Genomic DNA, 11,856 nt, shown 5'->3' with positions numbered 1-11,856 from the left:
GAGCATCCCTGTCCTGTGTTTTAATGACCTGCAGAATGCGTTTTCGATTCTGCAGGTCTTTTTTGTATGTAATATCTACTCAAATATAGGCAATTGTCCATTGAGGAAGCATTTCCTCGGTCAGTTTCTCAAGTATGACCATTCTCACGTTTCGGCGAACGGGGGACAATGCTGCCCAGAGAGCCAGCTCTGTGTAGTATCGGTTCAGGGGCGCCGTTCCTTTTCGTGTGACTCAATTTCACGAAAAGGGGCGACAGACATTCTTAGGAGGATCAAATTGAGTACAACAGCAACGAAAGAGAAGATGAGCGTGCGCCACATGCTCGTCGTTCTCACGGGCATCATGATCACGTTCGGATGCTCGGCCTTGTGCTTCTCCACGTGGGGCCTGTTCCAGCCGGTCGTGGCTGAGGGCTTGGGGGTCGAAACTACCGCCTTCGCCATGTACGTCACGGTTATGTACCTGACGATGACCGTCGCTTCTCCGTTCATGGGCAAGCTTCTGCAGACCATGGACATCCGCATCATCTTGTCCGTCTCCGCTTGCTTGGTGGGCGGTGCGTTCTTGCTCATGAGCTTCTCGAACGAGATCTGGATGTTCTACCTGGCGGCCGTGCTGCTGGGCCTGGGCGAGATCTCCATCCTGTGGCTTGCCATCCCCACGCTCATCAACCGTTGGTTCGCCGCTAAGGCGGGTACGTTCATCGGTCTGTGCATGGCCTTCACGGGCATCGGCGGCGCTATCTGGTCTGCGGTGTTCACCGCGCTGCGCTCCGGCGGCATGGACTTCCACACCATCTACCTGATCTGGGCTGTTATCGCGCTTGTCACCTCGCTGCCGTTCACGCTGTTCTGCGTGCGCAACTCTCCTGAGGACTGCGGCCTTGCTCCGTACGGCGCTTCCGTCGCCGCCGGCCAGGCTCCTGCCAAGCCGATGGGCCTCTCTGCTGCCAAGGCTATGAAGACCCCTGCGTTCTACGCCGTCTGCGTGTGCGCCGGTATCATCAACATCGCCGTTCTCATCGCCATGCAGTTCCCCACCTACACCAAGTCGCTGACGGACGTCACCTTCGACGTGCTGGTGGTCGGCGGTCTCATGACCACGGTCATGATGGTTGGTCAGGCTATCTTCAAGATCATCCTGGGCGCGGTTGCCGACAAGAACTCCAAGGGCGCGCTCGTGTTCGCCTTCGTGTGCGGCGTTGCCGGTATCCTGCTGTGCTGGCTGGGCTTCGCTTCCGAGTACATGCTCTACATCGGGTCGTTCATCTTCGGCGCCTTCTACGCCACTGCGGTCGTGCTCGTGCCGATCATCGTTCGCCAGTCGTTCGGCTCGCGTGAGTACTCGGTCATCTACTCCCGCGTCAGCACCGTGTTCAACCTGATCGCAGCGTTCGCGTCCATGATCTGGGCTTGGATCGGCTCTAGCTTCGGCTTCAACGTGGTGTTCATCGTCGGACTCGTGATGCTTGCTCTCATCCTGATGCTGGGCTTCTTCACCTTCTCAAACGCCAAAAAGTTCAAGAGCCAGTGGACTGAATAACGTCTCGAGAAAAAGGGGCGGCTCTTCTGAAAAGCTTCACGGGGGATCCGGTTTTGCGGATCCCCTTTTTTTCGGTATATGGGAAGTCTTGTCGGGGGGGGGGGGCTTCTTATATCATTGCTTCGAGGCGAACGAGGGGGAAATCGTGAACTTATCGCAGTTGTACTACTTTAAGAAGTTGGCGGAACTGCAGCACTACACGCGGGCGGCGAAGGAGCTGTACATCACGCAACCGACGCTGTCCGACGCTATATCCTCGCTCGAAAAGGAACTGGGGCTTCCTCTTTTCCAGCGAGACGGACGATCTATTAAGCTTACGCCGCACGGTGCGGAATTCTACGAGTACGTGCGCGCTTCGTTGCGCCAGCTTGACGAGGGCGTTGCCGCCATGGAGGCGCGCAAGGGAGACTTGCACGGCCTTGTCAATCTGGGGATGATCTTTACCGTGCAGGACGACTACCTGCCGGCGCTCTTGCGCGCCTACCAGGCGGAATTCGGCTCCAACGTGAGCATCGAGATCCATCAGGCGTTCACGAACTACCTGACGCAGAACCTGCACAACGAAACCTTGGACTTGGCGTTTTGCGGGAAACGGGAAAACGAGCCCGACATAGCCTACTTTCCGGTGCTGAACCGTCCGCTCGAGCTGTGCGTTCGGTCCGGTCATCCGCTTTCGCGGCGCTCCTCGGTGACGTTCGACGACTTGCGCGGCATGCGCCTTATCACGTATCGACGGGGAATTCCCATAGGCGAACAAGTTGAAAAGCTGCTCGAAGAAGCGGCTCTTGAAGGCGTTGTGCAAAACTACGACGACGACATCTCCATGGCTTCGGTGATCTCGATTGACGGTGGTACCGGCGCGCTCATGCTGAACTCGGTTGGGATCAAGCTGTTCTCGGACATCACGATGATTCCCATCGAAGGCGTTCCCCGCGATTTTTACTGGGTGTACCTCGCGTGCAGCAAGAAGCATTACAAAAGCGGGGCAGTTCGCTCGTTCATCGATTTCGTCAAGCGGTTCGATTCAGATGATGTGGATTTCGGCCATTGGCCCGAAGGGCGGCCTGTCTCTACGTCCTAAGGGTTTCTGCGTGAACGGCTTGGTCGATCAAGCCTAGGCCGTCCAGGTAGGCGTACAGGTGAAAGCCGCGCTTGCAGCGGAACGTGCAAGCGCGGCATGGATCCTCGTTGCAGTACGCGTAGGCGTCCTCGTCTGCAAACGCGAATACGAGCGGTGGCTTTTTCCCGGGCAGCACGTACTTCAGCTGCACGCCGGTGAACGTCTTGAGCGCGACCCAGCGCAGCGGATGATCGCTCGTCGAGCTCCATCGAACGCGCAGCGCGTTCGCGTCGACTCCGCCTACCACTTCGTAGCCGATCGAGAAACCGGCGCGTTGGCCGTCGGGAAGCGGCTCCAAGCGCTCCATGATCCGTCCGCAGCACGAAGGGGCGAACGCGTTTCCGGCGAAGGGGAGCGTCGCGTCTTCGCGCCGCAGCGAGCGGTCGATCCGAAGATCCGCTGCGTCGTCGACGGCGCAGAGCACGGCGTGGCATTCGGTGCAGCGGAAAAACGGCAGGGGGTGGCTGCTTACGCCGGGCTTCCACGACGCGCGCGTGCGCGTCGGGCTCATGCGCTGCTCGGTTGCGTTCGCTTCCCCCAAAACCCCTCCTAAAAGTCGCTGCGCTGCATATTAAGGTAGTTCAGCAGCTCGCTTCGTTTGTGTATCTGCATTTTCTCATAGATATGCCGCACGTGGGTGTTCACGGTGTACGGCGATATCACCAGCTTCTCGGCCATGTTGTTAGTGGTGTACCCGCGCGCGATAAGCACGAGGATTTCGCTTTCGCGACCCGACAGGCTGAACTCCTTCGCCACTTCGGCGCAAATCTCGTCGATTTCGGCCTTCGTGGGCGGGGCTGCGGTCAGGGCGATGATGTTGAACTCTTGGCGCACGAGCGGGATCAGCAATACCGCCAGCAAGCAGATAAGCGCAAGGCACGTTTCCGGCGTGATGGCCGCTGCCAGTTGCGGTGCGTGCTCGTAGCCTACGGCCCAGGTGTTGCCCACGGCGATGCCCGCCCGTACGAACCCGCCGGCGAACGCGAAGGCCATGGCGGGCGTGACGTAGCCCTTCGACGTCAAGATGCCGAAGTACATGATGAGCAGGATCTCCATGAGCGAAGAGATGCCCGTGGCCATGATGAACGAGGGGAAGTAGGTGACCGGGTCGGCCAGGAAAAGGCCGAACGCCGCTATCAGCAGCACGATCATCCACGGGAACATCTTGAATATGTTGGCCTTGTCCTTCGTGAGAAGAGCTATTCCGGCCAGCCCCAGCATGAGCACGGCTCCGCCTATGATGCCCAGGGTGAAGCTGAGGTCGTCGGTGGGGAGCACCTCCCAGGGAATGATGGCGACCAGGAAGTAACAGGCGACGCTCGCTAGAAACGTGATGGCGCTGACGGCTACCATGTTCTTGAGCCCGCCTTGCGCCGCGCTTTTCGGCAGCAGGACGGGAAAGGACCGCTCGCCGTCGCGACGAGCCTGCACCAGCAGCACGCCGGATGCGATGGGCAGCGCGGCCACGAACACCGTGGTCACGTACGTCGGCAGCGCCCAGGCGATAGCGACGGTTGCCAGGACCGCCACGCCGAACGTCGTGCCGATGTGGCGCAGCGAGTAGTTCGCCTTCACGCACGCGTAGCGCTCGCCCCAGAGGATCCACATAGCCGATTCGGTTGCTCCCAGGAAAAACGAAAGCGCGTACGCCAAGCCCGGAACAGTGAACACCTGGGGGAGCAGGCAGAGCGTCAACGTGGCTGCCGCCGTCAGCGCGGGGGCAGCCACGTACATCCATTTATAGGATGAGAGGTGCTTCTTGCGTCCGAGCAAGAAGGCGAACGCTAAAAGAAAGAGGACGGTGGCCCCCAGGTTCACGAGCCAGGCGATTGTCACGCGTTCATCGAGCAGCTGAGTTTGCGCGAACATGTGGGGAACGAACCACAGCGCGTAGTGCCAGGCAAGAAGAAGCGCGAAACCCACGTACTTCAACGACGGGCGGGCCATGATGGATGCAAAAGCCTCGCGCGGTTCCGTTCCGGTGGCAGGAGATGCTGCCGTTTGGGGTGCCATGAAGTCGACCATCCTTCCTATCGTGCGTTTGTGATAGATGATGATGCCGCTGAACTGCTCAGATTGTTCAGCACTTGCAGTGCATAGCTTCGCAATCGTTAGTATAGAAACCTATCACTAGTTCGTCATGAAACCCTCGCAAGAAATTAAGTATTCGCCTAATTAGTGGGCATTTTGCGATGCTAATTCGACCGCTCGAGGACAGAATGCACCCATCGGCTCGACTTGGCAGCCGGACGCCGAGGGAAAGCTACCGGCGGCCGGCCGCGAGGCCGGGCAAAGACAAGGAGAAAGGAATGAAAGATGTCGTTGCTTGCCAAGAGCAAGGGAGAGGTTACCTATAAGGAACTCTCCACGCTGCACAAGTGGGCGCTCGTCGTGCTCATCTCCATGGGCTCGTCGATTATCTACGCGCCTATGTACCTGAAGAACGTGTTCTACGATCCCTTGATGCAGGCGCTCGGTGCCACCAACGCGGACCTCGGCTTGATGGTGTCCGCCTACGGCATCGCTGCCATGATCTGCTACCTGCCTTCCGGCATCGTAGCCGACAAGTTCCGGATGCGCACGTTGGCGTGGTTGGGCTTCCTGGCCACCGCAGTGCTCGTGTTCGTATACGCGACGCTGCCCTCCGTGCAGATCTGCTTGATCCTGTTCGTGCTCATGGGCGTTACCTCCATCCTGGTGTGGTGGGGCACGCGCTTCAAGGTGATCCGCCTGTGCTGCGAGGAGAACGAGTACGCCTCCAAGATCGGCGTCAGCTACTCCATCTACGGCGTGACCGGCTTGGTCATCGGCCTTATAAACGCCGGCATCATCGCTGCCATCTCCGGCTCTGCCGGTGTGCAGGCCATGCTCATCTTCCTGGGCGTCATGATCGCCATCCTGGGCGTGGTCTCGTACTTCATCATCCCTGACTTCAAGGGCGAGATCAACAAGGACGCGAGGCTGTTCAGCGTGTCCGAGGCTCTGCAGGCCGTCAAGCACCCCGGCGTGATCTGGGCTTGCGTCGCCTACTTCTGCGTGTATGCCGTGTACCAGGGCGCTACCTACACCACCCCGTACCTGACGCAGGGCTTCAACGCCGACGGCAACCTGGTGAACGTGGTCGGCCTTATCCGCACCTATGGTATCGGCCTCATCGCCGGCCCGGTTATCGGCTACATCGCCACGAAGATCAAGAGCCCCTCGAAGGCCATCCTGGGCGGCTTGATCCTCTCCGTCGCCGTGCTCGTCGGGTTCATCCTCTTCCCGCAGGATCCCTCCGGTGCCGTGATCGCTTCCATCCTGGTGGTCGTGTTCGGCTTCACCACCTACGGCGCCTTCTCCATCGGCTCCTCCCCGCTGTCCGAGGTCAAGATCCCGATGTCCATCTTCGGTACCGCTACGGGCATCCTCTCGGTCGTCGGCTTCCTGCCTGACGTGTTCATCCACACCTGGTACGGCGGCATGATCGACGCTCAGGGCACCGCCGCCTTCAACATGATCTTCGGATTCGAAATCATGTTCGGCGTCATCGGCTGCTTCTGCCTGGTCATGTTGCTCCGCACGGTCAAGAAGCACTTCGGCTCGACCGCTCAGGCCGAAGAGGCGTAATCCAAGCGCTGCGTTTACAGATCACCGCGGAGGGCGACGGTTCGCCCGAGCCCTCCGCGGCTTTGCATCACCGATCGGAAAGGGAAGGCGAACGTGAACAAGCTCGATGTACTGTCTCTGATCAATCCGCAGATGAACGCCGTGCTGGCGAAGGAAGACGAGCTGGCTGGCGACGCGAACGACACGAGCGTGGGTTTCGAGAAGATGCGCGAGAACTACGTTGCCGGTCGCGCGTACTGGGTCGAAGGCGGCCCGGTCATGGCCGAAAAGCTCGACGCTGCCGTGGCGGGTCCGTACGGCGACATCCCGGTGCGTTACTACTATCCCACTGACGAGTCCGCCGCGGCGCGCGCCGCGAGCAAGCCTGAGACTCCGGCTATCGTGTACGTGCACGGCGGCGGGTTCGTCCTGGGCAACCTGGACACGCACGACCGCATCTGCCGCGTGCTTGCTCGCAACGCCGGCGTTGCCGTGGTGGCCGTGGATTACCGGCTTTCGCCCGAAGCGAAGTTCCCGAGCGCGGTTCACGAGGTTGCGGCTGTTGCTGCGTACCTGCACGAGCGCGGTGCCGAGCACGGCATCGACGGCGAGCGCCTGTCGTTCGCGGGCGATTCGGGCGGCGCGCATCTGAGCCTTGCGGCCACGATGTATCTGCGCGAGGAGCTGGGCGGCAGCGATTTCGTGAAGTGCTGCCTTTTGTACTACGGCTGGTTCGGGCTCAAGGATTCGTCTTCGATGCGCCTTCTGGGCGGCTCGTGGGACGGCTTGACCGAGGCGGACTGGAAGTTCTACATGCAGATGTACGCGAACGATCCCGCCGAGCTGGAGGAAAGCCCGTACGCGAACCTGTTCCTCAACGACATGACGCGCGACATGCCTGCTTGCTATATCGCGGCGGCCGAGTACGACCCCTTGCGCGACGACAGCACCACGCTGGCGACGATCTGCGAGGAGTACGGGGTTCCGTACCGTTTCGAACTGTTCGAAGGCGTTATCCACGCGTTTCTGCACTACACCAAGATGCTCGACGAGGCGAACGACGCCCTTGAGCACGGTGCGACCTTCTATCGCCAGCAGATGGGCCTGTAGGCGAGAGATACATCATTCAGGTTTCAAAGCGGGAGGATCCCGCTGAACACATACAAAAAGGAGGATCGTCATGGATTTCAAGTTGACGGACGAGCAGGAGCTGATCGTCGATAGCTACCGCGAGTACATGGAAAGCGAGAACTGGGAGACCTACTTCCACGAGTGCGACGAAGCGCACGAGTACCCGCTTCGCTGGGTGAAGGGCCTGTGCGAGCTGGGCTTCGACCAGATCATGCTTCCCGAGAGCCATGGCGGTCTGGGCCTTGAGCAGCCGTGCGTGACGCTGATGGCCGTGTACGAGATCCTGGGCAAGTACGGCGCTCCCACCTACGTGCTGTATCAGCTGCCCGGTTTCGAGACCATCATCCGCGAGGGCACCGAAGAGCAGATCGAAGCCGTCATGTCCACGCTGGGTTCCGGCGAGCAGATCTGGAACTCCGCATGCACCGAGCCGGGCGCCGGCTCCGACGTGGGCGCGCTGGCCACCACGTACAAGCGCGAGAACGGCAAGATCTACCTGAACGGCACCAAGACGTTCATCACCTCCTCCGCTGGCGTGAAGTACCTGGTCATCATGGCCAAGAACGCTGACGACGAGTCCGTGTTCACCGAGTTCTTCGTCGACATGTCCAAGCCGGGCGTGAAGCTGTCCCCGCTGACCAAGCTGGGCCTGCGCATGGACAGCTGCTGCGAAGTCTACCTGGACAACGTGGAACTTGAGGAAAAGGACATCTTCGGCAAAGAGGGCAACGGCTTCATGCGCGGCGTGTCCGACTTCAACTTCGAGCGCTGGCTCGTGGGCGCGTGTGACTACGGCACCGCTATCTGCGCGTTCGAGGACGCCATGGCGCATGCGAACTCCCGTATCGCCTTCGGCAAGCCCATCAGCCGCTTCCAGCTCAACCAGCTCAAGATCACCGAGATGTGCATCAAGCTGACCAACATGAAGAACATGCTGTACGAGGCTGCTTGGAACGCCGACAACAACGACGGCAACTTCAACGCCGCAGCGGCCGCCATGTGCAAGTACTACTGCGCCAACGCCTCTTTCGAGGTGACCGACGACGCCATGCAGATCATGGGCGGCATCGCCGTGGCCAGCGAGCATCGCATCAACCGCATCTGGCGCGACCTGCGCGTCGACCGCGTTTCCGGCGGCACCGACGAGATGATGATCCTGGCCACCTCCAAGGGCGCTTCCATCAAGTACAAGCAGAAGTAACCTGCCGCTCGTCCACGGGGGCGCGGATAGCGCCCCCGCATCCTGAAACCCATGCGAACAAGGAGGAACAACATGGCAATTCCTACCGACAAGCCGTCCTACGGCCCCCTCGACGGCGTCAAGGTCGTCTACGCAGCAGTCGAGTTGGCCTGCCCGAAAGCAGCCGACCTCATGGCCGACTGGGGTGCCGACGTCATCTGGCTCGAGAACACCGGCGCGGGCGACACCATCCGCGATACCGCGTACGTGAAGCAGGCCGAGCGCCGCAACCAGCGTTCCGTGGCTTTGAACTACTTCTCCGAAGAGGGCAAGAAGGTGTTCTTCGACCTTGTGAAGGATGCTGACATCTTCATGGAGGCATCGAAGGGCGGCACGTGGGCGCGCAAGGGCATCACCGACGACGTGCTGTGGGAGCTCAATCCGAAGATGGTCATCGTGCATGTTTCCGGCTTCGGCCAGGAAGGCGACCCGAAGATGGTCAAGCGCGCTGCGTACGACCTGACGGTGATGGCTTACTCCGGCATCATCATGCAGAACGGCACGGAGGAGCAGCCGATGCTGCCCGGACCGTACGCCGGTGACTACTTCAACACGCTCATGATCGCAAGCTCGGCGCTGGCGGCCCTCTACAAGGCCGAGAAGTCCGGCAAGGGCGAGAGCATCGACTTGGCCATGTACGAGACGCTGCTTGCCATCGGCCAGTACTACCTGGTGGACTACTTGAACGAGGGCATCAAGTGGCCCCGCCCCGGCGCGCGCAACCAGAACCTGTGCGGCATCGGCGAGTTCAAGTGCAAGGACGGCTTCCTGGGCGTGTGCCTGTACGGCGTCGACCAGAACAAGTACTTCCTGGAGACCATCGGCCTGGGACATCTGTGGGGCACCGAGGACATTCCCGAGGACACGTCGGGCCTGTGGCTGTCCAACCCGCATGCCGACGAGATCCAGAAGGCGTTCGAGGAGTACTGCCTGGCGAACTCCAAGTACGACATCGAAGAGGATTTCGCTGCGCACCGCATCGCTGCCCAGGTGGTCAACGACATGGAAGATCTCGTGAAGGAAGAGCACCTGAAGCTGCGCAACACGTGGGTTGACTGGGAGACCGTCGACGGCGAGACGTTCCACGGCTTGGGCGTGTTCCCCAAGTTCAAGAACAACCCGGGTCAGATCTGGCGTCCGATGCCGCATCAGGGTGGCGACACCGTGGACATCATGACGAAGCTGGGCTACACGCCCGAGCAGATCAACGAGCTGGCCGAGGCCGGCGTCGTGAAGATCAGCGAATAAGGTCCATGCGTTTGGCGGGCGGCTTGCGATAGGCACGCCGCCCGTAGCGCGGTTCCGTTTTCAAGGGACCGCCGTCCGGTGAAACCGGATGCGGGTGCGCGGCCCGAACGTTCCGCGCACCCGCACGATGCCGCCTTCCGAAAGCGAAGCGCGGTCGAACGGCGGCATCGTGCGGGTAGGGGATTGAACGAGGGGTCGAAGGACGAGAAGGGTGAGACGGGTGACCGACATCGTAGGAAACGAAACGCTGCGAAGCCTTTGGACGGGACTCGTCGACTCGTGCGGTGACCGCACGTTCCTCATCTTCCAGGATCGCGAGGGCGCGACGTGCGAGTTTTCCTACAGCGCGTTCGACCAGGAAATCAACCGAACCGCCAACCTGTTCCTCACGTTGGGCATCGAGGCGGGCGAGCGGGTGGCCGTGCAGATGCACACCTGCCCCGAGTTCATGATGTGCCTGTTCGGCTTGGCGAAGATCGGTGCCGTCATGGTGCCGATGAACGAGCAGTACCTGGCCGAAGAGGCGGCGTTCGTGCTCGAGCGTACCGGCGCGTCGTGCGCAGTGGTGGAGGCGGATTTCGTCGGCCTGTACGACGGTTTGGCTGACGAGCAGGGCTATCTTGCCAAAGGCGTGTTCGTTGCGCGCGGTTCGGCAGATGCAGAAGCAGGTTTGCCCTCTTCCGTTCCGGTGCGCTGTTTCGACAAGGCGCGCGCGTGCGAGCCGACCGTGCTGCGCGAGGAACGCCCCCTTGCCTCGAACGACCCGGTTGAGATCATCTTTACGTCGGGCACGACGTCGTGTCCGAAGGGCGTTGTGCTTACGCATGCGAACATGCTGTTCAGCGGCTTGTATGGCGATTGGGAAGTGTCGCTTACGCGCGACGACCGCATGCTTTCGACCATGCCTGCCTGCCATTCCAATTTCCAACTGGCGGCGCTCACCCCGGTGCTCACGGCGGGCGCTACGCTCATCGTGGTGGAGAAGTACAGCGCGAGCCGCTTCTGGAAGCAGATCCGCGACTATCGGGCCACGGTCGTGCAATGCGTGGCCATGATGCTGCGCACCCTGCTGCTGCAACCGGTCGATCCGAACGAAAAGGATCATTGCCTGCGCGAGATGCTGTACTTCCTGGCCGTTTCCGACGAGGAGAAGCGCACGTTCGAGGAGCGCTACGGCGTGCGCATCATGAACACGTACGGTTCCACCGAGTCGATCAGCTGGGTGCTTACCGACCCGCCGACCGGTCCGCGTCGTTGGCCGAGCGTCGGACGCCCGGGCTTAGGGTACGAGGTTCGCATTGCGGGCGACGACGGCGTGCAAGCTGCTGCGGGCGAATTGGGGGAGATCCAGGTCAAGGGCACGCGCGGTCGCACCATCATGAAGGAGTACTACAACGACCCCGAGGCTACGGCGCGCACGTTCACCCAGGATGGATGGCTGCGCACGGGCGACAAGGGCTACATGGACAAGGACGGCTGGTTCTTCTTCGTCGACCGCAAGGCCAACATGATCAAGCGAGCGGGCGAGAACATATCGGCCAGCGAGCTTGAAAGCGTGCTCATGCAGCATCCCGCCATCGACGAGGCCGCGGTGATCGGCGTGCCCGACCCTATTCGCGACCAGGCCGTCAAAGCCTTCGTGAAGCCGCGCGTGGGCGTCGAGATCGCCGAAGGGGAGGTGCTGGCGTTTTGCGAGGAGCACATGGCGGGGTTCAAGGTCCCCTCGTTCGTCCAGATCGTCGACGACTTTCCGCGCACGTGCTCTATGAAGATCGAGAAGAAGTTGCTGAAGTAACCTGTTGTCGGCGACGGGCGGCCCGGGCGGCATCCAGTCGCTCGAACAGTCCTCGCTTCGCTGCGGAACTCGCTTGGTGGATACCGCCCGGGCCGCCCGTCGCTGCGAAGTCTCTTGAACGTGCTCGACTTTCGACGAGAGCGGGGAAAGGGGTCGGTGGACGGGGCGTACTTGAGAACCTGGTGAATGGG

9 protein-coding genes are annotated in these 11,856 nt (G+C 60.9%); 7 read left to right on the top strand and 2 right to left on the bottom strand.

Annotated features, from left to right (window positions below):
* The first annotated feature begins 277 nt into the window (after positions 1-277).
* Positions 278-1,543: an MFS transporter gene (locus ACTQZK_RS05740; protein WP_225749106.1), complete on the top strand. Its 1,266-nt coding sequence runs from the start codon at positions 278-280 to the stop codon at positions 1,541-1,543.
* Between the two features lie 145 nt (positions 1,544-1,688).
* On the top strand, positions 1,689-2,624 hold the full coding sequence (locus ACTQZK_RS05735; protein ID WP_114566020.1) for a LysR family transcriptional regulator: 936 nt from the start codon (positions 1,689-1,691) through the stop codon (positions 2,622-2,624).
* Here the strand turns inward: ACTQZK_RS05735 and ACTQZK_RS05730 are convergent.
* The gene (locus ACTQZK_RS05730; RefSeq protein ID WP_418831512.1) at positions 2,614-3,204 is read right to left on the bottom strand and encodes a hypothetical protein; all 591 of its coding nucleotides are present in this window, start codon (positions 3,202-3,204) and stop codon (positions 2,614-2,616) included. The two genes, ACTQZK_RS05735 and ACTQZK_RS05730, sit on opposite strands and share 11 nt — an antisense overlap.
* A gap of 8 nt (positions 3,205-3,212) precedes the next feature.
* A complete protein-coding gene (locus tag ACTQZK_RS05725; RefSeq protein ID WP_114566123.1) occupies positions 3,213-4,676 on the bottom strand; it encodes a helix-turn-helix transcriptional regulator in 1,464 nt (487 codons plus the stop codon).
* Positions 4,677-4,979: 303 nt separating this feature from the next.
* Here ACTQZK_RS05725 and ACTQZK_RS05720 point away from each other — a divergent pair, with 303 nt between their 5' ends.
* The 5 genes from ACTQZK_RS05720 to caiC all read left to right on the top strand — a co-directional run bounded on the left by ACTQZK_RS05720 (position 4,980) and on the right by caiC (position 11,665).
* Positions 4,980-6,272, top strand: coding sequence for an MFS transporter (locus ACTQZK_RS05720; RefSeq protein WP_225749108.1), 1,293 nt, complete (start codon positions 4,980-4,982; stop codon positions 6,270-6,272).
* A 93-nt stretch (positions 6,273-6,365) separates the two neighbouring features.
* A complete protein-coding gene (aes, locus tag ACTQZK_RS05715) occupies positions 6,366-7,361 on the top strand; it encodes an acetyl esterase (protein WP_216528458.1) in 996 nt (331 codons plus the stop codon).
* Positions 7,362-7,431: 70 nt separating this feature from the next.
* The gene (gene caiA, locus ACTQZK_RS05710; RefSeq protein ID WP_114566023.1) at positions 7,432-8,583 is read left to right on the top strand and encodes a crotonobetainyl-CoA dehydrogenase; all 1,152 of its coding nucleotides are present in this window, start codon (positions 7,432-7,434) and stop codon (positions 8,581-8,583) included.
* Between the two features lie 72 nt (positions 8,584-8,655).
* Positions 8,656-9,870, top strand: a complete 1,215-nt coding sequence (gene caiB / locus ACTQZK_RS05705) for an L-carnitine CoA-transferase (RefSeq protein ID WP_114566024.1) — start codon at positions 8,656-8,658, stop codon at positions 9,868-9,870.
* Positions 9,871-10,090: 220 nt separating this feature from the next.
* Positions 10,091-11,665 (top strand): crotonobetaine/carnitine-CoA ligase, encoded by a 1,575-nt coding sequence (caiC, locus tag ACTQZK_RS05700; RefSeq protein ID WP_441898816.1) that lies wholly within the window; start codon positions 10,091-10,093, stop codon positions 11,663-11,665.
* Positions 11,666-11,856: the final 191 nt, after the last annotated feature.

Origin of the sequence: Paraeggerthella sp. LCP19S3_G8, from assembly GCF_052119225.1 — a bacterium.
Lineage (GTDB): Bacteria > Actinomycetota > Coriobacteriia > Coriobacteriales > Eggerthellaceae > Paraeggerthella > Paraeggerthella hominis.
This window is presented reverse-complemented; position numbering and strand designations above follow the sequence as displayed.

Bases quoted from the DNA above. Each gene is read 5' to 3' on its own strand.
- ACTQZK_RS05725 (WP_114566123.1), bottom strand. From the start codon at position 4,676: ATGGCACCCCAAACGGCAGCATCTCCTGCCACCGGAACGGAACCGCGC.
- ACTQZK_RS05720 (WP_225749108.1), top strand. From the start codon at position 4,980: ATGTCGTTGCTTGCCAAGAGCAAGGGAGAGGTTACCTATAAGGAACTC.
- caiA (WP_114566023.1), top strand. From the start codon at position 7,432: ATGGATTTCAAGTTGACGGACGAGCAGGAGCTGATCGTCGATAGCTAC.
- caiB (WP_114566024.1), top strand. From the start codon at position 8,656: ATGGCAATTCCTACCGACAAGCCGTCCTACGGCCCCCTCGACGGCGTC.